At 65.0% G+C, this 25,761-nt stretch carries 22 protein-coding genes; 11 read left to right on the top strand and 11 right to left on the bottom strand.

From position 1 onward, the window contains the following. Window positions 1–24 precede the first annotated feature (24 nt). Window positions 25–828 carry a Cof-type HAD-IIB family hydrolase gene (locus tag AC1AYN_RS02795; protein WP_476531928.1) on the top strand — a complete coding sequence of 268 codons (804 nt, stop codon included), beginning with the start codon at window positions 25–27 and terminating at the stop codon, window positions 826–828. Between the two features lie 133 nt (window positions 829–961). Here the strand turns inward: AC1AYN_RS02795 and AC1AYN_RS02790 are convergent, their stop codons facing one another. The 7 genes from AC1AYN_RS02790 to AC1AYN_RS02760 all read right to left on the bottom strand — a co-directional run bounded on the left by AC1AYN_RS02790 (window position 962) and on the right by AC1AYN_RS02760 (window position 7,470). Beyond that, window positions 962–1,501, bottom strand: coding sequence for a peptidylprolyl isomerase (locus AC1AYN_RS02790; protein WP_101622857.1), 540 nt, complete (start codon window positions 1,499–1,501; stop codon window positions 962–964). A gap of 123 nt (window positions 1,502–1,624) precedes the next feature. Then, the gene (locus AC1AYN_RS02785; RefSeq protein ID WP_476501841.1) at window positions 1,625–2,305 is read right to left on the bottom strand and encodes a methionine ABC transporter permease; all 681 of its coding nucleotides are present in this window, start codon (window positions 2,303–2,305) and stop codon (window positions 1,625–1,627) included. 2 nt (window positions 2,306–2,307) lie between these two features. Further along, window positions 2,308–3,126 (bottom strand): methionine ABC transporter ATP-binding protein, encoded by an 819-nt coding sequence (locus tag AC1AYN_RS02780; RefSeq protein ID WP_476501842.1) that lies wholly within the window; start codon window positions 3,124–3,126, stop codon window positions 2,308–2,310. A gap of 119 nt (window positions 3,127–3,245) precedes the next feature. After that, window positions 3,246–4,085, bottom strand: a complete 840-nt coding sequence (locus tag AC1AYN_RS02775; protein WP_476531927.1) for a MetQ/NlpA family ABC transporter substrate-binding protein — start codon at window positions 4,083–4,085, stop codon at window positions 3,246–3,248. Between the two features lie 201 nt (window positions 4,086–4,286). Further along, window positions 4,287–6,617 (bottom strand): RelA/SpoT family protein, encoded by a 2,331-nt coding sequence (locus AC1AYN_RS02770; RefSeq protein ID WP_476531926.1) that lies wholly within the window; start codon window positions 6,615–6,617, stop codon window positions 4,287–4,289. A 77-nt stretch (window positions 6,618–6,694) separates the two neighbouring features. Next, entirely contained in the window at window positions 6,695–7,177 is a 483-nt protein-coding gene (gene dut, locus AC1AYN_RS02765; protein WP_476531925.1) for a dUTP diphosphatase, read from the bottom strand. Further along, window positions 7,177–7,470 (bottom strand): DUF4193 domain-containing protein, encoded by a 294-nt coding sequence (locus AC1AYN_RS02760; protein WP_034530006.1) that lies wholly within the window; start codon window positions 7,468–7,470, stop codon window positions 7,177–7,179. Before AC1AYN_RS02760 ends, dut begins: the two co-directional genes overlap by 1 nt. 153 nt (window positions 7,471–7,623) lie before the next feature. Here AC1AYN_RS02760 and sepH point away from each other — a divergent pair, with 153 nt between their 5' ends. Then, complete coding sequence (gene sepH / locus AC1AYN_RS02755) at window positions 7,624–8,703, top strand: septation protein SepH (protein ID WP_476531924.1); 1,080 nt, start codon at window positions 7,624–7,626, stop codon at window positions 8,701–8,703. Window positions 8,704–8,764: 61 nt separating this feature from the next. Here the strand turns inward: sepH and AC1AYN_RS02750 are convergent, their stop codons facing one another. After that, window positions 8,765–10,102, bottom strand: a complete 1,338-nt coding sequence (locus AC1AYN_RS02750) for an alkaline phosphatase family protein (RefSeq protein WP_476531923.1) — start codon at window positions 10,100–10,102, stop codon at window positions 8,765–8,767. Between the two features lie 118 nt (window positions 10,103–10,220). Here AC1AYN_RS02750 and AC1AYN_RS02745 point away from each other — a divergent pair, with 118 nt between their 5' ends. The 6 genes from AC1AYN_RS02745 (at window position 10,221) to AC1AYN_RS02720 (ending at window position 17,178) form a co-directional block, all read left to right on the top strand. Beyond that, on the top strand, window positions 10,221–12,899 hold the full coding sequence (locus AC1AYN_RS02745; RefSeq protein ID WP_476531922.1) for a DNA gyrase/topoisomerase IV subunit A: 2,679 nt from the start codon (window positions 10,221–10,223) through the stop codon (window positions 12,897–12,899). A gap of 321 nt (window positions 12,900–13,220) precedes the next feature. Further along, window positions 13,221–13,883, top strand: a complete 663-nt coding sequence (locus AC1AYN_RS02740) for a hypothetical protein (protein ID WP_476531921.1) — start codon at window positions 13,221–13,223, stop codon at window positions 13,881–13,883. Beyond that, window positions 13,880–14,209, top strand: coding sequence for a transcriptional regulator (locus AC1AYN_RS02735; RefSeq protein ID WP_476531920.1), 330 nt, complete (start codon window positions 13,880–13,882; stop codon window positions 14,207–14,209). The genes AC1AYN_RS02740 and AC1AYN_RS02735 overlap by 4 nt, the downstream gene beginning before the upstream one ends. A 67-nt stretch (window positions 14,210–14,276) precedes the next feature. Further along, window positions 14,277–15,629 carry an ATP-binding cassette domain-containing protein gene (locus AC1AYN_RS02730; protein ID WP_476531919.1) on the top strand — a complete coding sequence of 451 codons (1,353 nt, stop codon included), beginning with the start codon at window positions 14,277–14,279 and terminating at the stop codon, window positions 15,627–15,629. Next, complete coding sequence (locus AC1AYN_RS02725; RefSeq protein ID WP_476531917.1) at window positions 15,626–16,339, top strand: hypothetical protein; 714 nt, start codon at window positions 15,626–15,628, stop codon at window positions 16,337–16,339. Before AC1AYN_RS02730 ends, AC1AYN_RS02725 begins: the two co-directional genes overlap by 4 nt. Window positions 16,340–16,527: 188 nt before the next feature. Next, a complete protein-coding gene (locus tag AC1AYN_RS02720) occupies window positions 16,528–17,178 on the top strand; it encodes a response regulator transcription factor (protein WP_476531915.1) in 651 nt (216 codons plus the stop codon). Window positions 17,179–17,275: 97 nt separating this feature from the next. Here AC1AYN_RS02720 and AC1AYN_RS02715 read toward each other — a convergent pair whose 3' ends face one another. Further along, window positions 17,276–18,124 carry an inositol monophosphatase family protein gene (locus tag AC1AYN_RS02715; protein WP_476531913.1) on the bottom strand — a complete coding sequence of 283 codons (849 nt, stop codon included), beginning with the start codon at window positions 18,122–18,124 and terminating at the stop codon, window positions 17,276–17,278. Between the two features lie 564 nt (window positions 18,125–18,688). Continuing rightward, entirely contained in the window at window positions 18,689–20,344 is a 1,656-nt protein-coding gene (locus AC1AYN_RS02710) for a restriction endonuclease (RefSeq protein ID WP_476531912.1), read from the bottom strand. A gap of 141 nt (window positions 20,345–20,485) precedes the next feature. On the opposite strand from AC1AYN_RS02710, the gene AC1AYN_RS02705 reads away from it, so the two are divergent. From AC1AYN_RS02705 to AC1AYN_RS02695, 3 genes are read left to right on the top strand one after another with little or no spacing between them, the layout of a single operon-like run. Continuing rightward, window positions 20,486–21,913, top strand: a complete 1,428-nt coding sequence (locus AC1AYN_RS02705; RefSeq protein WP_476501856.1) for a hypothetical protein — start codon at window positions 20,486–20,488, stop codon at window positions 21,911–21,913. A gap of 2 nt (window positions 21,914–21,915) precedes the next feature. Then, window positions 21,916–24,147 carry a hypothetical protein gene (locus AC1AYN_RS02700; RefSeq protein WP_476501857.1) on the top strand — a complete coding sequence of 744 codons (2,232 nt, stop codon included), beginning with the start codon at window positions 21,916–21,918 and terminating at the stop codon, window positions 24,145–24,147. Next, complete coding sequence (locus AC1AYN_RS02695; RefSeq protein ID WP_476531910.1) at window positions 24,137–24,913, top strand: hypothetical protein; 777 nt, start codon at window positions 24,137–24,139, stop codon at window positions 24,911–24,913. Before AC1AYN_RS02700 ends, AC1AYN_RS02695 begins: the two co-directional genes overlap by 11 nt. Here AC1AYN_RS02695 and AC1AYN_RS02690 read toward each other — a convergent pair. Continuing rightward, complete coding sequence (locus AC1AYN_RS02690; protein WP_476531908.1) at window positions 24,891–25,592, bottom strand: ADP-ribosylglycohydrolase family protein; 702 nt, start codon at window positions 25,590–25,592, stop codon at window positions 24,891–24,893. The genes AC1AYN_RS02695 and AC1AYN_RS02690 overlap by 23 nt on opposite strands. Window positions 25,593–25,761 lie beyond the last annotated feature (169 nt).

Below are 25,761 nucleotides of genomic sequence, written 5' to 3'. Positions count from 1 at the left end.
CTGCGATTCCCGCGAGGAGGCACCATGACCACGCCCGACATCCGCGCCGCGTTCTTCGACATCGACGGCACGCTCACCAGCTTCGTGACGCACACGATCCCGCAGTCCACGATCGACGCGCTGCACCAGCTGCAGGCGAAGGGCGTGAAGGTGTTCATCTGTTCGGGCCGCGCGCCCAGCCACATGACCGTCGTGCTCGACATGATCCCGGTCACGTTCGACGGCATCGTCGGCCTGAACGGCCAGTACTGCGTCGACCATGACGGCTTCCTGGAGAAGGAGGCGCTCGACCCGCAGGACGTGCGCACGATCGTCGCCTGGCTGGACCGCCACCCGGACGTGGTGGCGAACTTCTGCGAATCCGACTACGTGTACTTCAACCAGGTGACCGAGCCGATGCGCGCCACGTGGAAGCAGCTCGGCAAGACCGCGCCGAAGGTGTTCGTCGACGACCCGCATACGCGCCCCGCGACGCATGAGACGTTCCAGGTGAGCCCGTACATCGGCGACGAACAGGAGAAGGAGATCGTCGGATTGTGCCGCAACGTGGCGGGCGTGCGTTGGCATCCGGACTTCGTCGACCTGATTCCGGCGGACGGCGGCAAGCCGAAGGGCATGGAACGCTTCATGCGCCATTACGGCTGGACGCGCGAACAGGTGATGGCGTTCGGCGACGGCGGCAACGACGTGACGATGCTGGAGTTCGCCGGCATCGGCGTGGCGATGGGCAACGCGACCGAAGGTCCGAAGGCCGCCGCCGACTACGTGACCGACGACGTCGACCACGACGGCGTGATGAACGCTCTCAAGCACTTCCACGTGCTGTAAGAGAGGACCCCCTCAGTCGGCCTGCGGCCGACAGCTCCCCCTGAAGGGGGCGCAGAACGGATTGCGCCCCCTTCAGGGGGAGCTGTCCCGCGAAGCGGGACTGAGGGGGTCTATGCCGTCTCTACCGCGATCGTCACTCCGCGACGTCGACGGAAAGGATCACGGCCGGTTCGGTCGGACGGTCCATCGGGTCGGTGGGCAGCGCCTCGAGCTTGTCGACCACGGCCTTGGACTGGTCGTCGGCGACCTCGCCGAAGATCGTGTGGTGGCCGTCGAGCCACGGGGTCGGCACGGTGGTGATGAAGAACTGGGAGCCGTTGGTGCCGTGGATCTTCCCGTCGCGGCCGCGGCGCAGGCCGGCGTTCGCCATGGCGAGCAGGTAGGGGCGGTCGAACTTGAGCGTCGGGTCGATCTCGTCGTCGAAGTCGTAGCCGGGGCCGCCGGTGCCGTTGCCGAGCGGGCAGCCGCCCTGGATCATGAAGTCCTTGATGATGCGGTGGAAGCTCAGGCCGTTGTAGAACTTGCCGTGGGAGGGCTGGCCGGTGTACGGGTCCGCCCACTCCTTCTCGCCGGTGGCGAGGCCGAGGAAGTTCTTCACTGTCTCCGGGGCCTTGTCGTCGAACAGGTTGATGGTGATGTCACCTTCGGAGGTGCGCATGATGATCGTAGTCATGGCGTCAAGTCTGTCATAGTCGCAAGACGACGGGGACGGACCCATGGAACGGCGTCGGCCCGCGTCCGTCCCGATGCGGGGACGGACGCGGGCCGACGGCATCGCGGACGATCGCCTGCGCAATCAGCGGACGTGGTGGTCGATGCGCTTGGCGAACCAGTCGCCGAACGACTGGATGACCTGCACGAGGATGACGCTCAGGATCACGGCGACGAGCATCACGTCGTACTCGTAGCGCTGGTAGCCGTAGCGGATGGCGATGTCGCCGAGGCCACCGGCGCCCACGGTGCCGGCCATCGCCGAGTAGCCGAACAGGTTGATGAACGTGATGGCGGCGCCGCGCACGAGCGACGGCAGGCTTTCGAACAGAAGCACCTTGGTGACGATCTGCCAGTTGTTCGCGCCGAAGCTCTGCGCGGCCTCGATGAGGCCGCCGTCCACGTCGGCGAGCGACTGTTCGACGACGCGAGCCACGAACGGCGCGGCGGAGATGACGAGCGGCACCATCGCGCCTTCGACGCCGAGCGACGTGCCGACGATGAGGCGCGTGAACGGGATGATGGCGACAAGCAGGATGATGAACGGGATGGAACGGCCGATGTTCACGATCCAGCCGAGCACGGTGTTGAGCGGGCGGTTCGGCCAGATGGACTTGGCACCGGTGATGGTGAGGAGCACGCCGAGTGGCACGCCGATCACGTAGGCGAGCAGCGTAGAGCCCGCGGTCATGATGAGCGTATCGCGGGTGCCTTCGAGCATGAGCTCGCCGTAGTTCGCGATGAATTCGGTGATGGTCTGTCCCATGGTCAGCGTGCCTCCTCATGCTTCGCGGCGGCCTTGGCCGGCTCGACCGGCTTGCCGTCCTCGTCCTCGTCGCGTCCGTTCTGCTCCTCGGCGCTGGCGATGAGCGCCTTGAGGATGTCGCTCTGCGGGTTCGCGAACAGTTCGGCGGTCTCGCCGGTCTCGACGATGTAGCCGCCGTCGATCATGGCGACGCGGTCGCAGATGTTGCGGGCGACGGACAGCGAGTGCGTGATGATGACGAGCGTGACGCCGAGCTCGCGGTTGATGCGGCGCAACAGGTCGAGGATCTGCACGGTGGTGGTGGAGTCGAGGGCGCTGGTCGCCTCGTCGCACAGCATGATCTTCGGCTCGTTGGCGAGGGCGCGCGCGATGGCGACGCGCTGCTGCTGACCGCCGGACAGCTGACTCGGATACCGGTCCTCGAACCCTTCGAGGCCGACGAGGCGCAGGAGGCGCTTGCCGCGTTCGATGCGCTGCGCCTTCGGACGGTGCGCGAGCTCGAGCGGGAAAGTGACGTTGCGCAGCACGGTGCGCTGCTGGAACAGGTTGAAGTCCTGGAAGATCATGCCGATCTTCGTGCGCAGCTCGGCGAGGTCGCGTCCGGTGACGTGCGAGACGTCCTTGCCGTCGATGACGACCTTGCCTTCGGTGGGGCGCTCGAGCAGGTTGATGGTGCGCACGAGCGTCGACTTGCCGGCGCCGGAGGAGCCGAGGAAGCCGAACACCTCGCCGTCGTTGATGGTCAGGTTGATGTCGTGGAGCACCTCGTGCGCGTCCGCGCCGGTGCCATAGCTCTTCTTGAGATGGTCGAATTGGATCATGGATCGTTCCTGTCGTATGTGGTCGTGATATGCACGATGCCGCACGATATGGCGGTGATTCGCGTCGGACGCGTCACCCGTATACCGTGCGGCATGCTAGCGGAAGGGCTGGAGACCGATCAGAAGACCGGGACGACCGCGCCCTTGTAGTTCTTGTTGATGTAGTCGCGGACCTCGCTGGAGTTGAGGGCCTTCTTGAGCTCCTTGGTCTTCGCGGTGTTCTCGTTGCCCTTCTTGACGACCAGGATGTTCGCGTAGGTCTTGGCGGCCAGGCCTCCGGCCTTCTCGATCTGCAGGGCGTCCTTGGTGACGTCGAAGCCGGCCTGGATGGCGTAGTTGCCGTTCAGCGCGGCGATGTCCACGTCGTTGATGACGGTCGGCACGACGGCCGCCTCGAGCTCCTTGAACTGGAGGTTCTTCGGGTTGGAGGTGATGTCCTTCGGCGTGGCGTTGATGTCCTCCGGATCCTTGAGCTTGATCAGGCCGGCGTCCTGCAGGAGCAGGAGGGCGCGCGCCTCGTTGGTGGCGTCGTTCGGGACGGCCACGACGGCGCCGTCCTTGAGGTCGGCGATCTTCTTGGTCTTGCCCGGGTACAGGCCGAACGGCTCGAAGTGCACGGTCTCGACGGAGACGAGGTGGGTGCCCTTCTCCTTGTTGAAGTTGTCGAGGTACGGCTTGTGCTGGAAGTAGTTGGCGTCGACCTCGCCGTCCTCGGTGGCGGTGTTCGGCTGCACGTAGTCGGTGAACTGCTTGACCTCGAGCTTGTAGCCGTCCTTCTCGACGATCGGCTTGACGGCCTTGTCGAGGATCTCCGCGTGCGGGGTCGGGCTGGCGGCCACGGTGATGGTCTTGTCGTCCTCCTTGCTGGTGGCGGTGGACGAGCTGCCGCAGCCGGACAGGCCGAGCGCGGCGACGGCGACGACGGCCAGGGCAGCCGCGGCGGACTTGGTGAAGCGCATGATGTCTTCCTCTCTCAATTCATCATCCATATCGGCGGTGAACGGCCTTCGCCGTTCCCAACGCTTCGCCACTATACAAACGTTTGCCGCGCGCAACGCGGTACCGTAATCGACGTTGCTTATAGCGCGCGCCTCACGCGACACGCGAACCGACACGCGCCGCGTATCACGGCCTCGGCGCCGGGGCGCGCCGCCGCATGCTCACTGCATGCGGCGCAGGCGCGGCTCGGCGGAGTCCTTCGCGCCGGTGATGCGGTACACGTCGAACACGCCTTCGATCTTGCGCACGGCGGCGAGCAGGGTGTTGAGGTGCTGCGGGTCGGCCATCTCGAAGCTGAACTGGCTGGTGGCCACGCGGTCGGAGCCGGTGGAGATCGAGCCGGAGATGATGTTCACGCCGTGGTCGGAGAGCACGCGCGTCACGTCGGAAAGCAGGTTGCGCCGGTCGAGCGCCTCCACCTGGATCTTGACCATGAACACGCCCTTGGTGCTCGTCCATTCGACCTCGACGACGCGTTCGGGCTGGCGGCGCTGCAGGTCGATCATGTTCTGGCAGTCGGTGCGGTGCACGGACACGCCCTGGTTGCGCGTGATGAAGCCGATGATCTTGTCGCCGGGCACGGGCATGCAGCAACGGGCGAGCTTGACCCACACGTCGCCGACGCCCTTGACGGACACGCCGGAGCTGCTGTTCGTCTTCTGACGCGTCTCGACGGGCTTGAGCGGCAGGACCTCCTGTTCGATCTCCTCGTCGACCTCGTCGGCGCCCGCGTCCTTGACGAGATGCGAGATGACGTTCTGCGTGGAGATCTGGCCGTCGCCGATGGCGGCGAACAGGCCGTCCGCGTTCGGGAAGTTGAGTTCGTCGGCCACGCCGATCAGCGCCTCCGGCGTGAGCAGCGTGTTGATGGGCAGGCTGCGCTTGCGCATGGCGCGGGTCAGTTCGTCGCGGCCCTCCTCGATCGCCTCGGAGCGGCGCTCCTTGGAGAACCACTGGCGGATCTTGTTGCGCGCCTTCGGGCTCTTCGCAAAGCTCAGCCAGTCGCGCGACGGGCCGGCCGTGTCCGACTTGGAGGTGAGGATCTCGACGGTGTCGCCGTTCTCGAGCTTCGTGTCGAGAGGGACGAGACGCCCGTTGACGCGCGCGCCCATCGTGCGGTGGCCGACCTCGGTGTGCACCGCGTAGGCGAAGTCGATGGGGGTGGCGGCCGCCGGCAGGGAGATGATCTTGCCCTTCGGCGTGAACACGTACACCTCGGCCGAGCCGAGGTCCTCCTTGAGCGAGCCGAGGAACTCGTTGGAGTCGGGGGTCTCGCTGGTCCAGTCGGCGAGCTGCTGGATCCACTTGAGGTTGTCGGCCTCGCTCAGCTCCTGGTTCTCGGAACCCTCGCGCTTGCGGTCGGACTTGTCAGGCGAACTCAGCGCGCGGCCGGCCTGGCCGTTCTCCTTGTACTTCCAGTGCGCGGCGATGCCGAATTCGGCGCGCCGGTGCATGTCCCACGTGCGGATCTGGATCTCGACGGGCTTGCCGCCGGGGCCGACCACCGTGGTGTGCAGCGACTGGTACATGTTGAGCTTCGGCATCGCGATGTAGTCCTTGAACCGGCCGGGCACCGGGTTCCACCGCGCGTGCACGGCGCCGAGCGCCGCATAGCAGTCCTGGATCGAGTCGACGATGATGCGCACGCCCACCAGGTCGTAGATGTTGGCGAAATCGTGGCCGCGCACGATCATCTTCTGGTAGATGGAGAAGTAGTCCTTCGGGCGTCCGGTCACGTACGCCTTGATGTGCTGCTCGTCGAGGTCCTCGTTGATCTCGGCGAGGATCTGCTTGAGGTACACGTCGCGCTGCCCGGCGCGGCGGGCGACGAGCACGACGATCTCGTTGTAGATCTTCGGGTAGATGACCTTGAAGCTCAGCTCCTCGAGCTCGGTCTTGATGGCGTTCATGCCGAGGCGGTTGGCGAGCGGCGCGTACACGTCGAGCGTCTCGTGCGCCTTCTTGACGGCGCTGGAGGTCTTCACGTAGCGCCAGGTGCGCGCGTTGTGCACGCGGTCGGCGAGCTTGACGACGAGCACGCGCACGTCGCGGCTCATCGCGACGACCATCTTGCGGATGGTCTCGGCCTGCGCCGAGTCGCCGTATTCCATCTTCGAAAGCTTGGTGACGCCGTCCACGAGGCCGGTGACGGTGTCACCGAACTCGGCACGGCACTGGTCGAGCGTGTAGTCGGTGTCCTCCACCGTGTCGTGCAGCAGGCCGGCGGCCACGACGAGCGGCCCCATGCCGAGGTCGGCGAGGATCTGCGCGACGGCGAGCGGATGGATGATGTACGGTTCGCCCGACTTGCGCCGCTGCGCGGAATGTTGGATCACGGCGCGGCGGTACGCGCGTTCGAGGATGGTCAGGTCCTCGCCGGGATGGTGCACGCGGCACGCCTGCATGATCGGCAGCAGCGGATTGATCGGATCGGTGCTGACCTCGCATCCCAGTTTGCGTGCGGAATCGAATTCCATATCGTCGCCCGCCATGGCGCACCTCCCTCGCTCGTATGGATTTCCATCCTAACGCGTCTTCCACGCGTCCGACGCGTTTATCCTACCGCGTATCAGGCGACTCCCGTGGAGCCGAAGCCCCGTTCCGCGCGGTCGGATCCCGGCAGCGTCTCGGCGGGGACGAACCTCGCCTCGACGTAGCGCTGGATGACGAGCTGCGCGATGCGGTCGCCGACCTCGAAGCGCGCGGTGCGCTCCGGGTCCAGGTTGATAAGCGGCACCTTGATCTCGCCGCGGTAGCCGGCGTCGATGGTGCCGGGCGCGTTGAGCACGGTCACGCCCTGCTTGGCGGCGAGACCGGAGCGCGGATGCACGAGTCCCACGTAGCCTGCGGGCAGCGCGATGGCCACGCCGGTCGGCACGAGGGCCCGCTGGAACGGCTTCAGCTCGAACGCCTCGGCGGCGCGCAGATCGGCGCCGGCGTCGCCCGCGTGGGCGTAGAACAGTCGGGCGAGTTCGGCCGGCTGGTCCGGATTCACGGCCTTGACGAGAACCTCGGTGTTCTCGGGTTCGTTGTACGCGGGATCGAAGGTCATCAGGCGGCGCACTCCTGGCACACGGGCTGGCCGTCGTCGGTCATGTAGGCGAGCTGGCTACGGTGCTTGACGAGGAAGCACTCGGAGCAGATGAACTCGTCGCCCTGCATCGGGATGACCGTCACGGAGGAGTCCTCGTTGCTCAGGTCGGCACCCGGCAGCTCGTAGTCCTCGGCAATGGCGTTCTCGTCGTCGTCGATGTCGCTCGATGAGTTCTGCGAGCCCTTTCCGAGAGCCTGCAGCGATTCCTCGTCCTCATCCTTGTTGCGGGGGGAATCATAATCCTGAGCCATCGCGATCCTTTCGTAGCACGGGGCCCGCCGTGCCGGCGGGGCCCGAAGACTGGTTTACTCGCCCATAGAATACACGATTTCAAATACTCGTAAAGTTCGACACGTGGGGCATACTGTATTGTGATACAAGTTTTTGAGGAAAGTGGTGCGCGCATGCCTGACAATTCGCCTCGGGGGGCCCGTCTCGACCATGTCTCCGACGCCGGCGACCTGGTGTTCGAGGCAGGTGGTGAGCGTTTCGTCGTCACCGTGGACGACGCGTTGGAGCGGGCCCTGCTCGAGGCCAAGCAGATCCGTTCGGAGTCGATGAAGCGCCGCCAGCCGCACACGATGGACACGTTGCCGATCTCGCAGATCCAGCAGCTGATCCGCGCCGGCGCCGACCCGGCGAAGGTGGCCGCCCACTACGGTCTGGCCGAGGCGCTGGTGCGCCGCTTCTCCGCCTCGGTGCAGACGGAGAAGCAGTACGCGATCGAGCAGTTCAAGCGCGTGCCCGCACCGAAGGGCTCCCGTCTGCGCACGATCGAGGAGATCATCGACATGACGCTGCTGGCGGCGCGCGTCGACCGGGACACGCTCACGTGGTCGGCGACCCGCCGCCATCACGAGCCGTGGCACATCGTCGCGCGGTTCATGTCCGCCGGGCGCAAGGTGCATGCCGAATGGACGTGGGACATGCATGACAATTCCATCGTCTGCCTGAACGCCGCGGCGCGCAAGCTGATCGGCGAGCAGAGTCTCGGCGTCGGTCCGGAGCCGGCCGCCTCCGCCGCGGCGAGCGGCGTCGCGGGCGCGCCGGCGGTCACGCGGCAGCCCAGTCCGCAGCCAGCCGCACCGGAAGCGGGCCACGGGGCCGCCGCGCAGCCGGCCGCGACTCCGGTTCCGGCGACGTCTCCCGACGGTCTTTCCGTCGCACCGCCGTCGCCTTCGCTGCCGGCGGTGCGCCCGGAAGCGGAGGAGTCCCCCGATCCCGCCGCGCAGCAGTCCGATTCCCCGATGGCCACGACCACGGACGACATCCCCGTGTTCCGCACGAACGCGGAACCGGCTCCGGCCCCCGACGCCGGCGCGGCGGACGGCCAGACGTCGCTGGCGGGGGCGTCCGACGATGCGGCGCGTTCCGTCAATGCCGCCGGCGAGGAGCGCCCGCGCACGGAACGCGCGGAGGCGGCGCGACGCCGTTCAGGCCGTTCCGCTGTGCCCAGCTGGGACGAGATCCTCTTCGGCGAGTGACGGCCGGTGGTCTTCGCCGCCGTCCGTCCGCGCGATGCATCCCCTGTCTTGTCGACGGCCGTCAGGCCATGTCGATGAGGCAGGGGATGTCCATTTCCAGCATAGTCTGGGAGCCGTGCACGCTGGGCAGTCTGGTCGCCTTGTCCGACTGGGTGCGGCTGTCGACGAGCGTGACCTGGCCGGCGGCCTGCACGATCACGTCGCCGAGCATCGGTGCGACGCGCGCGTCGACCGGTCCGAACAGACCGTCGGCGACGGCCTCGCGCTTCGTGCGGACCAGCGCCTTCTCCCCCAGCCGGTCGCGCCACCTCGCGGCGATGTCTTCCGGATTCTCGTCCTGCTCGGCGTAGAGCATGAGGGCGCGCGGCTCGCCGCCCACCAGACGCACGCCCCGCGCGAGCTCCGGTTCGGCGGCGATGTCGATGCGTTCGCGTCCGTCCGACATGACCATGCCGTGATCGGCGACGATGACGATGAGCGTGCCCTTCGGCGCCTCGCGGGCGAGCAGGGCGAGCTGCGCGTCGATGCGCTCGAACGCGCCGATCCACTGCTCGGAGTCCCAGCCGTGGTTGTGGCCGACCTTGTCGGCGTCGCGGATGTACAGATAGGACAATCCGGGTTCGCGGGCGGCCCGCGCGGCGGCGCGCACGCGGTCGCGCGGCGTCACGCCCGACACGTAGGTCCCGCCGCGCAGCGCCGCCTCGGTGAGCGGCGACCCCTTGAACTTGGCGAGGCCTGAACTGGTGACGGGCACGCCTTCGGCGGCGAGGCGCTCGAACACGGTGGGCTCACGCTGCAGGTCGTGCGGGTCGACGATCGGGTCGGCCGGCTGCGCCGCGAACCGGCCGCCGGGGCCGGCGGGCTTGGGCGCGAGCGCGTCCTTGAACTGGATGAGCTGCATGAGACGCCCCGACGACGGTTCCAGCTGCGTGTAGCCGGCCATGCCGGTCATCCCCGGGCAGGTGCCGGTGCCGAACGTGGCCATCGCGGCGACGGTGGTGCTCGGCGCGCACGTGGAGATGGGCCGCTGGTTGGCGGTGTCGCGCATGAGCGCGCGCAGGTAGGGGGCATGGCCGAGGCGCATGGCGAGGTTCCAATAGCCGAGGCCGTCCACGAGCACGACGATCGCGGAATGCGCGTCAGGCAGGCCGATCGCGGTCTGGAGCGTCTTCGGATCCTGGTGCACGCGGGTGGGCGTCGGATGCCCGATCGCCGCGGAGACGGCCGGCAGCACGGAGGACAGGTGCAGCGCGCCTCCGCGGACGCCGGGCGCGACGGAGGTTCCGTCCTCCGGGTCGCTGGTCGCGCGACCGGGCGTCCGGCCGGACGACCAGTCCCCGTACCGGGCGGTGTCCGTCAACCGCAGCAGCTCTTCCATCTCAGGCGTCTCCACACTCATGCCTCCCCATAGTAGTAGTCCGATGCGGTCGGCTGGCGTCGGTCCGGCGGCAACGGCGGCATGATGGCGGCATGATAGTATGTTGCGGGTTTTCAATCGTCTTCAGGGAGTCCGTCACATGGCATCACACCGCAGGTCCGCAGCCGCCGCGTACGATCCGCGCACGGTGAAGGAGCACATCGTCGAAACGCCGTTGAACGAGGAGATGAGCAAGTCGTTCCTCGAATACGCGTATTCGGTGATCTACGCGCGTGCGCTGCCGGACGCGCGTGACGGCCTGAAGCCCGTGCAGCGGCGCATCATCTACCAGATGGGCCAGATGAACCTCACGCCGGACCGTCCGTACATGAAGTCGGCGCGCGTGGTCGGCGAGGTGATGGGCAAGCTGCACCCGCACGGCGACTCCGCGATCTACGAGGCGATGGTGCGCCTCGCCCAGCCGTTCGCGATGAGGCTCCCGCTCGTGGACGGCCATGGCAACTTCGGTTCGCTCGACGACGGCCCGGCCGCCTCCCGTTACACGGAGGCGCGTCTCGGCCCGGCGGCGCTGGCGATGAACGCCGACATCGACGAGGACACGGTCGACTTCACGCCGAACTACGACAACAAGCTCAAGGAGCCGACGGTGCTGCCGTCGGCCATCCCGAACCTGCTGGTCAACGGCGGCTCGGGCATCGCCGTGGGCATGGCGACGAACATGGCCACGCACAACCTCGGCGAGGTGGTCGCCGCGGCGAAGCATCTGATGGCGCATCCGGACGCGACGCTCGAGGAGCTCATGCACTACGTGCCCGGACCGGACTGGCCGGGCGGCGGCATCGTGATCGGCCGCGGCGGCATCCGCGAGGCGTACGAGACGGGCCGCGGCACGCTCACCACCCGTTCGAAGACGCACATCGAGAACGTGACCGCCCGCAAGAAGGCGATCGTCGTGACCGAACTGCCGTTCATGGTGGGCCCGGAGCGCGTGCTCGAACGCATCTCGGAGGGCGTGAAGAACCGCAAGCTGGAGGGCATCACCAGCGCCATCGACCTGACCGACCGTCACAACGGCACGCGCATCGTCATCGAGATCAAGACCGGCTACGAGCCGAACGCGGTGCTCGCCCAGCTGTTCAAGCACACGCCGCTGCAGGACAACTTCACCATCAACAACGTGGCGCTGGTCGACGGCCGTCCGCACACGATGGGATTGAGGGAGCTGCTTCAGGTGTGGGTTGAGCATCGCCGCGTGGTGGTGCGCCGCCGCAGCGAGTTCCGCCGCAGGAAGGCGTTGGAGCGCCTGCACCTGGTGGAGGGCCTGCTGCTCGCCATGGTGGACATCGACGAGGTGATCCAAGTGATCCGCACCTCCGACGACGCGGACACGGCGAAGAGCCGGCTGATGGCCGTGTTCGACCTGGACGAGGTGCAGGCGCAGTACATCCTCGACCTGCGTCTGCGCAGGCTCACGCGCATGAGCCGCATCGAACTGGAGGCGGAGCGCGACGACCTGAAGAAGCGCATCGAGGAGCTGGAGCGCATTCTCGCCTCGGCGGCCGAACTGGACCGCGTCGTCGTGCGCGAGATGGACGAGACCGTCGCGAAGTACGGGACGCCGCGCCGCACCGTGCTGCTCGACGAGGGCCCGGACGGATCGCTCGCGCCGGTCGTCGCGAAGGGCGACGATTCCTCGGTCTCGCGCGAGGCGCTGCAGGCGGCGCGCGACGCGGCCACCGTCTCGTCGGTCGCCGCCGACGTGGCCGCTGCCACGGCCGCCGCGAAGAAGGCGGGCGAGGAGGCCCCGGTCGCGGCCGCACTGCAGATCGACGACGAGCCGTGCGTGGTGATGCTGAGCGCGACCGGTCTAATCGCGCGCACCACGCCGAGCGCGATGGACGTGTACGCCGCCCGGTCCGCTTCGGACAAGCGCGTGAAGGACGACCAGATCCACGCGATCTTCCCGACGACCACGCGCTCCACGTTTGGACTGGTCACGTCCGCGGGCCGTCTCGTGCTCGCGCACGCGGTGGATCTGCCCTCGCTGCCCGCCTCGGAAACGCTGGGCGTGGCCGGCGGCGTGAAGGCGGACGAGCTGATCGGCATGACCGAAAGCACCGACCCGGTGGACGGCGAGCATGTGGTCGCCGCGTTCGCGATGGAACCGGCCGAGGAGGGCGGCACGCTGCCGCCGCTCGCGATCGGCACGCGCGGCGGCGTCGTGAAGCGTTGGAACCGCGAGGCGCCGACCACGATGGACTCGTGGCAGGTCATCGACCTGAAGGACGGCGACGAAGTGCTGGCCGCCGCGCCCGCCGCGGACGAGGACCGCATCGTGTTCGTCGCGTCCGACGCGTCGCTGCTCACGTTCGAAGCGAAGAACGTGCGTCCGCAGGGTCGCACGGCCGGCGGCATGGCCGGCATCCGTCTGGCCGCGGGGGCGCGCGTGCTCGCATTCGCCGTGGTGCCCGCCGGCAAGGTCGCGTGGACGTATGAGGAGGGCGAGAACGGGCTGGCGTCCGCGTCCGGCGCGGTGGTGCTCACCGTGGCCGGCGACGAGGAGGCGCTGCCCGGCACGGAGAACGGTTCGGCGAAGGTGACGCCGCTGGAGATGTACCCGACGAAGGGCCGTGCGACGGGCGGCGTACGCTCGCAGCGGTTCCTCAAGGGTCAGAACACGCTGATCGCCGCCTACGTGGGCGCGTATCCGCTCAACGCCTCCACCGATTCGGGCGCTCCGGTCGACCTGCCGAAGCCGGACATGCGCCGCGATGGCTCCGGCACCGACCTCGCCGCCGCCATCGCCTTCGTCGGCTGATTCGGGACGGCATCGCCTCCCTCTGACGAGGGAGGTGGCCGCCAACGGCGGACGGAGGGGAGAGAAGACGGCGGCCGTAGGCCATCTCTCCCCCAGTCGGCTACGCCGACAGCCCCCTCGTCAGAGGGGGCCACGTCACGGCGCGCCCCGGGGTTTGCCAAACGTTCATCCGACACACCTCGCCCAAACTTGTTTCCGCATTGGAAAGTGATATTGTTTTCCATAACGGAAAGAGGTTTGGGCGTTCGTCATACCCGCTCGGATACGGCGCGCCGCTTCGACCTCCCGTCCCGCATCGCCGTTTACACGAAGGGGGTCATCATGACGGAACCGAATGGCGAGAAGAACGACCGCATCGACGAAACGGCCATGTCCGGCATGACGCGGCCGGAACACATCGCGGCCACCGGCACGCCGCCGGACGTCATGGATGCGATGGCATCGCTCGACGCATTGGATCTGGACCGCAACAACGTCGCGAATCGATTGGATGCAGGCACAAGGATTCCGAACACGCTGATCGGAGGCATCCTCGGACTGGCGAACGCCGGACTGTACTGGTTCATCGGATGGGCGCTGCTCGCCGGGCACGGCGAGTTCACCATCATCGACGTGTGGATCTACGTCATCGTCGCCATACTGATCGTAGGCGGCTATGCGGCGCTGATGGCCCGCGCGCAACGCGTCACCGGCATCGGCATGTGGAACCGCCGGCAGCTCTCCCCAGCCCCGCATGCGCTGCGGGATGGCGGGTACCGCACGGCGTTCATCGTCTTCGTCACCTGCAGTTGGGCGGTCGTCCCTGGCGGCATGCTGCTGCTCGGCCTGTTCTGCGCATCCTGGTGGCCGGCCCTGATCGGCATCCCCTTGTGCGCGCTGCTGTCCGCCGTGACCTACTTGCGGTATTTCGACGAATACATACGGCTGATGCGTGGGGCCACGCCCCGCCGGAACGGGTTCACACGAATCGGAGAAGCGTCATGACCGTGTCTGAAGCGCATGACGCGAACGCCCCGGAACCGGTGTTCAACGAGGTCATCCATGCGCCGGTGCGCCTGCGCATCTGCGGGCTGCTCGACACCTACGGCACGGTCCGGTTCGACACGTTGCGCGACACGATCGGCGTGAGCGACGCCACCTGTTCGAAGCATCTGAAGACGCTCGCCGACCACGGTTACGTCACGCTCGATAAGCGCGCCGGAGACGGCGGCAAGGCGTACAAGGTCACGTGGGTGAAGCTCACCACGAAGGGCGAAGCCGCGTTCCATTCCCATGTCGCCGCCCTCCGCGCCATCGTCGCAGGACGATAGCGGCCATTAATCGGCCTCCCTCTGACGAGGGGCCGATCCCCCACGTCCTTCATCATCGGGCCCTTGCGTGAGCCTGCCCGAAATCCACTCTCACTTCATCATCGAGGCGCATATGCACGCGGTTCTCTATAAGAATCTCATCCAGTTGCGGCACGATCCGGCGAAACTGCTCGTCATCGGCCTCACCGTCATCGGTTCGGCGACGATCATCGCGCTCATCGCCGGAACGGATCTGACGACGAGACTCGCATCGCCGTTGTACCGGTGCGCGTTCGCCATCATCGGCGTGGGACTCGCGCCGTTGACCGTGGATGCGTTCCTTGACGACGCGGCGGAAGGCGTCATCGCGGCGTTGCGCGCGGGCGGCCAGTCGACGTGGCGGTACCCCGTGGCGCAACTCGTCACCGCGCTGCTGCCGCCCGCCGTACTGTCGCTGCTGCTCGCGACCGTCCCGACGTCGCTCATCCCGTCGCTGCGCCCGCTCGTCGAAGGCGGGCAGGGCGTGGCGGCGGCGCTCACGCCGCTGCCGATCGTCGCCGCGACATACCTGTACCAACTCGTCTCCCACGGAAAGGCGATATTCATGACCACGAACACACTCGACCACGGCATCGCGGACGACGCATCGGACGCCGCCGTTCCCACCGCTCCCCTCGCCATCCGCGTGCGGGACCTGACGTTCGGATACAAACGCAACAAGCCGGTGCTCGAACACGTCGATCTGGACGTGCCGGAAGGCCAGTCGCTCGGCATCCTCGGCTACAACGGCGCGGGCAAGACCACGCTGTTCTCGCTCGTCACCGGACTGCTGCGCCCATGGCGGGGTTCCGCCGCGATCAACGCGGACGTGTTCCATTCGATGCGCGACGTGTTCCAACTGACCGAATCCGGCAATCTCGCGATGAACATGACGATACGCGAGAACCTCAGATTCCGCGCGATGCTCTACGCCACTTGCGAGAATCCGCATCCGATTGACCTCGAGCATCTCGACACGCTGCCGATGGTGCGCGCGTTCGAACTGCAGGACCATCTCGACAAGAAAGCGAAGGAGCTGTCCACCGGACTGCGCAAACGCGCGGGGCTCATGGCGGGACTGCTGCTCGACCCGAAACTCATCCTGCTCGACGAGCCGACGAACGCGGTGGACCCGATCACCCGCCAGCTGCTCATCGACCTGATGCGGCAGCTCAAGGCGGACGGCCGCACGATCCTCACCATCACGCACGACCTCGACTACTGCCGCCAGGTGGCCGACCGCGTCGTCGTCCTCGACGACAAGCGGATCGTCAGGGATTGCATGGTCGCCGGTTTCTCCGATGAGAGCACGTTCCGGAATGCGGTGACGCTCGGACGCGAACGCGACCACGTCGACTTCGGACTGCACGCGAACCCGGCGGAGGGAAAGGAGACACGATGAAGGCGATACTGTGGCGTGATTGGCGGATCTTCCGCACGTCCCCGTTCTGCTGGGGCACGTTCGCCCTGTTCCTCACGACGATGCTGCTGATGGTCGCGTTCCTGACGTCGACGCCGGGCGGCGGCAACGACGCCGGCATCTCCGACGGGCTGATGTTCGCGATCATATGCGCGCCGATGACCGGCTGGTCCGCCACGTACAGCACGCTGCACACGCTGGACGCCAACAAGTCGATGTTCTCCGAATCGGCCAACGCCGCCGGCGGCGAGCATGCGGGCGACGGCACCATGGAGCTGTTCCGCTGCTCCGGCAGGCCGATGCTCACGTATTGCCTGGCGAAGAGCCTGCTGCCGATGGCGGTCGCCGAGACGATGACGTTGCTAATCATGGCGTACCTCGCATGGTGCGGGCTGATGACGGCGCACGGCACCCTGCCGATCCCCGATGTGCTGTTCACGCTCGTCGCGCCGTTGACGACCGCGTTCGCACTCGAGGAGATGCTGCTCGTCATCGGCGGCGGCGCTTTGGGGATGACCGTCGGCATGCTGGTGTCGCCGGTGCTGGTGACCGGGTTCGTCGGCCTGTGCCTGCGTCTGCCGCTTGGCGGCGCGCCGGTGCTGGCCGTGGGGTTCGGTTTGGCGATGGCCGCGCTCACCGTGGCGCTGGCGCGCAGGCGCTACCCGGACACGCTGCGGCCGGTGCAGGAGTGACGCATCCGATTGCGCCCGCTGGCGGGAGCTGCGTGACGCTCCGCCGTGACGTTCGTGGTATCTCCCGATTGCGCCCCTTCAGGGGGAGCTGGCCCGCGAAGCGGGACTGAGGGGGACGCCGGGCAGCCACTCAGCCGCACCGGCACCGCTGCGGTGCTACTACACTTGTGGCGCAGGAGGCGACAATCATGAAACTGCTTGTGGCGGTGGAAGGCGTGGCCCTGTCCCGCGCGATCACGGATACGCTCGAACGCGCCGGTCACGTCGTGACCACGGTGGAGCCGGCGTTGGCCGGCACGTTCGGTTCGGCGGTGACGGACGCGATGCGCGACGACGAGAACGCGCCGTTCGACGCGGTCATCGTCGACACGCCGCAGGCGCTCGCCACGGCGTCCTCCGTGACGCCGCACATCAGATCGTTGCTGCTGGCGACGACCTCCTCCCCCACGCCCGAGCACTCCCCCGACGCGACGTTGCGCATGCCGTTCTCCGACACGGAACTGCTCGCCTACGTGGAGATGCTGTCGCGCGAGTCGAACGGGCTCGGCGCACAATCGATGATCATCCGCGGCGACTTGACGCTGGACCTTGCGAACCGCAAAGCGTATTTCGCGAGCACGCACCGGCCGATGCCGCTTTCCCGTCTCGAATACGACGTGCTGGAGGCGTTGGTGAAGGCGAACGGGCGGTTCGTGGGCTTGGACGATCTGCAACGCGGCCTCGGCCGGTACTTCGCCGGAGAGGACCTGATCCGCAATGCGCTGTACACGCTGGATAAGAAGCTGCGGCACGCGGGGCTCAACCTGAACCAGCATGGGGATTCGTTCCGCGTGATGTGAGGCGGGCGTGAGGTGGGCGTGACGTGACGCGATGTGCGCGTGACGCGGGGCGGTCCCGTCGCGCCCGTCTCACGTCACGTGAGACGTCGATCACGCATCATGCGAGATAACGGTCACGCAGCGCGGCGAAGATGGCGGGCGTGCCTGCGAGCACGCCGGTCTCGAGCCGATGGCCGAGGTCATGGCCCTCCCAGTCGCCGACCATGCCGCCCGCCTCGGTGACGAGCAGTCGGCCGGCCGCGTAATCCCACAGCTTGATGTCCATCTCGAAGTAGGCGTCGGCGCGACCGCACGCCACATAGGCGAGGTCGAGCGCGGCGGAGCCGGTGCGGCGAATGTCGGCCGAGTCGACGAACACGCGGCGCATGATCTCGAAATTGCGTGCCGCGAGCTCGTGATGGTAGGGCGACGTGCCCACGTTGACGAGCGATCTCGCCATGTCGGTCTCGCCGGACACGTGGATGGGCCGGCCGTCGAGATAGGCTCCGCGGTCCGCTTCGGCGGTGAACGTCTCGCCGCTGAACGGCTGGTATACGACGGCCTTGACGGTCCGGTCGCCGTCGAGCAGGGCGAGCGAGATGGCGCTGTGACGGAAGTCGTGGATGAGATTCGTGGTGCCGTCGATCGGGTCGAGCACCCAGGTGAGGCCGGTGAAGTCCACATGCTGTTCGCCGTTCTCCTCGCCGAGGAACGCGACATGCGGCCAACGGTCGGCGAGCGCGGTCTTGAGGAAGGACTGCACGCCCATGTCGACCTCGGTGACGAAGTCGGCCACGCCCTTGACCGTGATGCGTTCGCGCGCGTCGGCCGAGGAATCCGCGAGCACGTAGCGGCGCGCGGCCTCATGCACCAGTTCGGTCATGCCGGCGATGGTGATGGGGGTTGTGGTGGTGGGGTCTGTGACGTTTGGCGATGTGCTGGTGTCGGTGTGCATGTCCGTGTCCATTGGTTCCACTCCTTGACGCTGTCCGCCCGCGGCGGATTCGGTGCCGCAGGTCGTACTGGTTCAAAGTGTAAGGCCCTCAGGGCGAACGTGCATGGTGTCGGGGCGAATGTGCATGGTTTGGAGAGGAACGTGTACGGTTACGGAGTGGTTGTGCAGGATTTCGGGGCGAACGTGCATGATTCGGAGGCGAACGTGTACGACGCCCTCGTGAAGACCCGCGAATCATGCCGACGGATGTCCAGCAATAACGGCGGAATTCCAAGGATTTCAAGACAATACCCTGCCGCTCATTCGCCTCTCGACCAGTCTTCTTCAGCGGCATACCATGCAGGTTGCCCGATTCGAGGTACAGGAAGCCCCAGAAACCATACACGTTCATGCCAGAACCATACACATCCGAGACTGAGCCATACACATTCGATGCCACAGAGCGCCCCGTCTCCAATGCTTCCGCGAATCCGCACCAGCAAAACGTCTGATAATCGCCTTCGACGCGCATGACGACTACGGGGGACGGGATGCCACAATAAGCCGTATCGACTCTTGTGGCGCCCCGTCTTGCGCCTATTGCAACGCCTTGACCTTGTCGAGCAACGTGCTATATGAGTCAGCGTCTTCGTAACGCACGTCGCCGGCGAGTTTCAGCTCGTTGAACAGGGTCTTCGCGCACGCGATTTTTCCGTTCTCCACTCCACGCAGGTCGAGACTGCTCAAATCGCCCTTGGTCTCGACCACGAAGAACAGGTGTTTGAGCCCGCTGTCTTCACGGAAGGCCACGGCCCAGTCGGGAGCGTAGTCGCCGACTGGTGTGGGGATGCGGAATCCGCGCGGTAGTTTCGCGTAGACGGCGACCTCGCCGGCGGTGTCGAGGCTTTCGGCGAATCGGCGTTCGACGCTGTCATGCGCGAACCCGTCTGGGAAGACCCAATCCTGCACGCATTTGCTGGCCCTGTAGGCGTCCTTCTCCTCACGTGCGGTGGTACCGGCGGTGAAGATGCTCGCATCATAGTCACCTTCGATGCGGTCATAGCAGATATGATCCACGATCATCGTGGCCTTCTGCCCGACGATGAGCCTGGCCGTTTTGGCGATGAACTGCTCGGGGTTGTCACGGAACATGCGGAATTTGTCACCGCGGATGCGTTTGAGGATGGCGGCCACGCAACGTCGTGTGATGGATGCGCCGTGTGCGATTTCTCCAAGCAGATCGTAGGTGACGCCGTTGGATGCGTCCACATTCAGGTCGACGGAGTCACTGCGGTCGCGCGTGAAATGCGTGCCGTCGGCGATCGCCTCGCGTGTGGCCTCGTGTTTCTGCATACCTCGCGTGACCGTGTAGGAAAGCTTGGCGACGACGAGTTTGTCGTTGATCTCCTTGACGGATTTCTCGATGAGCTCGTCATCGTCGAAGTGCACGGTGTACGCGTATTTGTGGTTGATGCGCTTCCAAAGCTCTTGGAATTCGCGTTTCTCCCAGTTCGCGTTCAGCGGGTTGCGGGTGATCTTCGCTTGCAGGGCGTTGCCGATGGCGACGGTCGTGGTGCCTTCGAGCACGCCGTCAAGCGTGTATCGGATGGCGTCGGCTTTGCCCCGTAATGTTTCGGGCAGTGTCGCGACGGCGCACTCGTTGAGTCGCACGTTGCGGTAGACGTCGGTGAGTTTGCCATCCCTGTCGATCAGACCGCATTGCACCAGCGTGAAGTAGATGTCGCTTGACTCCTTGGCTGTGAACGTGATGGTCCTCTCCCCCGCGTGCTCCGGTCCGAGTTTTTCGGCGGGCACGGCGACGTGTGTGAAGAACGCGTTGTCGATGCTGATCGTGCGCTCGCGCAGTTCGTTCCTCATGTCGCTCTGGAGGGATTGGGCGAACGTCTCGTAGCTTTCGGAGGCGATGATGGTGAGCAGGTTGACCTCCTGCACCTCGTCCTTACGAAGCACGTTCGAGTCCTGGCGCACGCCTTCCTTGTTGACGCACAGGCGCAGACCACGGCCGACCTCCTGCCGTTTGCCGGTTTCGGAGTCGGAATGTTTGAGCGTGCATATCTGGAACACGTTCGGATTGTCCCAGCCTTCACGCAGTGCGGAATGGCTGAAGATGAACCGGGTGGGTTCGTCGAAGCTCAGCAGGCGCTCTTTTATACGGCCTCCCTTGCGGATGGTGCGCACCAGATCGTCCTTCACCAGCGAGGAACGGTTGTCGATCATTCCATTAGCAGACATTTAGCAGACATAACGTCTCAGTGTAGCCGCCATCGCACGTCCGTCTTGCCCGACACGTGCCGGGTATTCCATCGGTCTCGCACGACGCTCCGGTAAAGTGAGATGAACTGGTTCGGATCGCGATGAGGAGACGAGGACGCCATGGTGGACAGTGCGGTGATGATGGTGCAGACTGCCGCGCCCACACTCGTCACCGCGCAAGACGTGAACGACCGGTTCGGGGACCCGCCCTCCTCCATCCGGTTCAACTGCCCGTACTGCAGGCGTCCACTCATCCCCGGAGCCATGGGCCCCAAGTATGATCACAAACGTCAGTCGGGCGCACGCGGCAAAGGCAACCGTCGCACGAAATCCCCGTATTTCAGTCATCTCAAAAACGACAAATGGGCGCAGCTCTGCGAACAATACCACCCGGATTCGGCCGTCGAGCAGGACGACAGGGTACCGTCACTGCTCATGTTCCTACGTCGTGACAAGCGTGGAGGCAATCGGTTCCACATCGAGTTCTCGCTACGCCGACGCGGGCTGCAACACATGCTGCGCAAGCTGACGGATACGGACGTCGTGACGGTCGACGGCGTCGACTACCCCATGCGCGAACTGCTTACGAAACGTTCGAACACCATCAGACTCCCGAAGCCTGAGCGTGATCCGGAGACGCGCATCGTCATTCCGAAACGGTGGCGACGCCATGTGGGGTGCCCGCAACCGCACGACGACCTGATGGTGTTCTCCAGCGCGTTCGGAGGCAACGGCGGACGCAGGCTGCCGGAACGTTCCGCATTGCAGACCGGCGTCGACTATTACATCATCGGAAGCGAACGACGTCTCAAGAATCTCGGCAGCTACTTCGACTTCACGAACAGCAGGGGCGTCGTCGACGATGGGCCGCTCCTCGTGTATGAGGTGCGCATCGGCGCCTCGTCGGCGCGTCTGGACAAAGCCAACAACTGGCTCGGCGCCTTCGGCTACTTCATATCGGACTACGACTGTTCGGCGCAGCTTTTGTGGCCGCCGTCCCTACGCTCCTGGGGCGTGGACGAACCATTGTTCCGATGGTCGACCCCCACGTATCGCGCGCCGTATCAGACCGGGGACGAACCGATGCCGGACCGTATCGTCTCGCAACGATTCCTGCCGAAGGATCCGCGGGCACGCGCCGTAGGGCTGCTCGGATTCGACAAGCCCGACATCACCGAAGAGAACGACTCCTACTGCGTGTTCTTCAAACCGACCAAGCGCATGCCATGGAGCACGGCGTATATCGGCCCCAACTATCCGGACGATCTGCATCCGTACGACGAATGGAGACAGACCGAAGATAAGAACGGTATCGAAGAAACGTCGGATGATTCCGCTGCGGATACGGGCGCGTCGGACACAATCGGCGCTCCCGACACGCCCGGCACGACCCCATCGAGGAATGACGTTCCCGGCGACGCCACCGGCACCTCTCCCCTGCCTCTGAGCGGCGGCGCCCGAATAGCTCGCCGACGGCTAGGCATCCCACAGCTCGCGCAACCGCACTCGCAAAGCACCGCCATCGCACAACTCAGGGAAAGGATGTAATCATGCCCTGGATCAACGATTCCGAATTCACCCATGCCTCCGTCTGCATGGCAAAACGTGACAAGAGCGGTCATATCATCACCCTGACCCGGCTTCTTGATTATCGGAAGAATCTCAATGGCGATGAATCGTTCACTTGGACATATCGTGATGACCGCAATGCCAAGCGGGCAAAGCAAACAGATCCAAACGACCCCAAAACGTTGTATCACAAGGATACCCTTGACACCCTTTATGACAAGGAAGAAGATTTTCTCTTCGTTCACTGGAAACCGAATGCGGATAAGCCTGAGCTCCCATTAATACGGAATCCGTACACGCACCCATACGATTCCGTTCCAGAATTCTATGAGGTAATCAACAGTCCGGCTAATAGTTTGCAAGAACTCCGCGATAATCTCCAGCATGGGTGGGACTATTCAGGAAAACCCACGAGACATGTCCTTGTCATCTATGCAGAGCAGAATGGCAAGCTCGACACCGTCCTGTTGAACAGAGATGATTTGGATTATTCCGGCAACCGTATCCGGTTGAAATTCACCGCCGCTCTGGGTGCCAACCGATACAGACTGAGCATCAATGACGTCACCCATCTTCCAGAGAATCCGTCGGACATCGGATATAGGCGCGCCATATACACCAATATCTCTCTGCCACGCGTAAAGAACAAAGTACTTGTCCAACCGCTATCAAGGTATGCCTTGCATTACATGCGATGGTATGTGGACAATGTCCGAGCTTTTGCTCCTGGAACCGACGAGCAGCGACTGGTCGAAACCATCAAAGAAGCATTTCAGGCGCCTGAACGTCTCAACGAATTCGATTCCCTGTTGTCGCCCGTGGATATACAACGTTTACGAACAACCATCGCTCGCTTCATATATGACGACAATCAGATGGCCCATCTCGTGAAAGACACTCTCGCCAGCGATGGCGCCTTCAAACGCGCTTGCATAGCGGCATGTCGCCAAGAGGTCCTATCCGAGTGGGAAGAAGAACGAAACAAACGAATCGCAGCTCTTAACGGTGAAATCGCCATGAAGCAGAAGGCGCTCGAACAGCGAATCCAACTCAAGCAGGGTGAGCTCACACAATTGGAAGAAAGCATTCGCTCCCGTTCCGAGTCTTATGAGCGGCTTGGCAATCTCATATCGCCATTGCAGGCTGAAGTCGATGAAGCAAATCGGGAGCTGGAGAATGCTCGTGCAGCGCTTACCGGTATCCACGAACAACAAGAATCCAAGCTGGCCGAACTTGAACAGCAGCGGAAGACCGTGTTAGATCGTCTGGATGAGGATGTCGCGCTGCGGCTCGGTCTGAAGGCCGTGTTGGGATCAGTCACGTCGGAGCATTCCGCCAGCACTCCAGCCGCGGGCGCCAATGCCTCCAGCACCGTCAACAATGAAACTTATCTCCTGTCGGCAATCACCTACCCGAAGATTCCGGCGCAGTATAGTGAGGAACGATTCACACGCGTGTTGTCGAACAATCTGCGTGCCTCCGGCATCGTTGACACAAGCAAGCCCAGGGAGTCTCCGAACGAGTTGGCGAGCGCCTGCGGGATCATGCTGTCGCCGGCACGGCTTCTGGCCGTGGATTCCACGTTCGCGGCGGATCTGGCCAACGCCCTGTCCTATGCGATGCGTGGCGAACCGGCCCGTCATGCGACGGTTCCGGCTGATTGGAACGACGCCCGAGCGTTGGATCGTCTGCTGTCGGATACGGGCGACGGCGTGCTGGTCTTGGACAACGTCTTCGACACGGTGAACGAGAGTCTGCTATTCGCACTGTCACGGCTCCATTCCGAATCGACGATCATCCTGCCGATCGGCGCATACGGCAATCTGCGGCTCGTCGCCGCCGAAGTCTGGGATCACGTGTTCTATCTGCCGACCGAACGGTATGTCAAGCTGCCGGCCACACCGACGACCATGCAGCGGTTCGCGAGCGCTTTCCATCGTTCTGAAACCAAATGGCAGATGGCGTTCGACACCGCCACCGCCATGCGGGAGCACACGTCGCTGCCGTTGTCCTCGTTGATGCTTCCGGCAGCCATCTCCGCCCGGTTCCCGATTCCCGGAGATGGTCGACGGTGGACGTCCGCCCATCTCGCCCTGCAGACCTATGCCGCCTTCGGTATGGAGCAGGCACGAGCCATCCGCATCGACGGCAAGGAACCCCCATTCGTCAAAGAATTGCTGGCACGCATCGAACGGGGCCGCAATGGCCGGTGATCTGTTGAGAACCATGGCAGGCGATCTCGGGATCCCCCGCATGCACGGCGAGGATGATACGCGATTCGTCTGCCGAGTCTCGTATTCCGCGCTCCGGTTCTGGATGCAGGCGTTCTGCCTTGACGACGGTTTCGGCGGCTCCTACGGAATCAGCAGGCCGACCATCGCACGCAAAAGCGAGGCATGGCTGCGTAATCTGGCGGGCCTGTACCCGGGCGTACTCGATTGGTACGACCACGGTGCCGGTATGCGGAGGAATCTGTCGGATATGGTGCGGACGTTGACCGACGTGAGCGACCTCGTCGAAACCGGCGACGGACTGTACCGTTGCACGGCGCGGCATACGGTTCCGCTCGGCGCGCAGTGCTCCATCGTACTGGGATCGGCCGATCCGACGAACCTCAACCCTACCGACGTGCTCCCGATGTCGGGCATGGCTTACCTCGCCGGCAAGGCGCCGTCGCCCTCGACGGCGCCTGTCGACGATGCTCCCCGGCACCGCTCGTCGAAAAGGAAAGCCGCCATCACTCCGACGGAGGATGGACGTTACATCACCATCGACCTGTCGCACCCACCATCCGGTTCCACGCAGGCCGCACGGTTCGACCTGCTGACATGGCCGACGTCCTCCGTCGACGACAGGTCTCGCAGAATCGCACGAGCGGAATACGCCCTTGCGCTCGCGAAACTGCTTGAATCCGAAGGCTACGCCATCTTGCAGCGACGATCCTTCCACCCACCGATCAGAACAGACACCGCTCGATGACCTGCTTGCCGCGCAATGCCGCCATCCAGTCGGCGGGGATTCCGTCCACGCCGTAGACGATGCCGGCAAGACCTCCGGCCACGGCGGCCGTGGTGTCGGTATCCGAACCGAGGTTCACGGCCTTCAGCACGCATGCCGCATACGAGTCCGTGGTGAGCAGGCACCAGATCGCGGCGAGCAGCGTATCCAGCACGTACCCGCCGGAACGGATCTCCGTCTCCGGCAGCGACGCCACGTCGGCGCGCACCGGCTGCACCTCCGCCAACGCCTGGACCGGCTTACGGCCGGCGATCAGCAACCGCGCGAACGCGACCAAACGCACGCAGGCGTCCATGCTCGTCGGATGGGCGTGCGTGATCGCGCTTACCGCACGGATCTCGTCGTCGGTCGCACCGGTGAACGCGAGCGGAATCGTGCGCATCAGCGAACCGTTGCCGTTGTCCCACTCGCCGTCGCAGCCGCGGCCTGTCACCAGCGCCTCGACCGTGGTGTTGCCGATGTCGAACAGGCCGTCGACCGTGTACGCGTCATGCCGATACCAGTCCTCGAACCGAGCGCGCATGTCGCCCACGTCGATGCGCCCGTCGTCCGCACGGATCGAATCGCAGACAGCGAGCGCCATGCTCGTGTCGTCGCTCCATGTGCCGGCCGGCTGATCGTGCGTGCCGTGACCGGTCATATCTTCCGCGTGGAAGCTGCCGCGCCTCCTGAACTAGTAGGGCACGCCGAGCGCGTCCCCCACCGCCTGCCCGTACACGGCATCCCGCAACATCGCTGTCATGGCTATCTCCTTGTTCTTGTGAGCATTCAGCTCACGTCGTCAGCGGATTCCACGGTCACGAACAATC

It is taken from the genome of Bifidobacterium sp. LH_413 (assembly GCF_056357015.1).
Note: the sequence above shows the minus strand (reverse complement) of the source record. Positions and strands in the feature narration are given on the sequence as shown.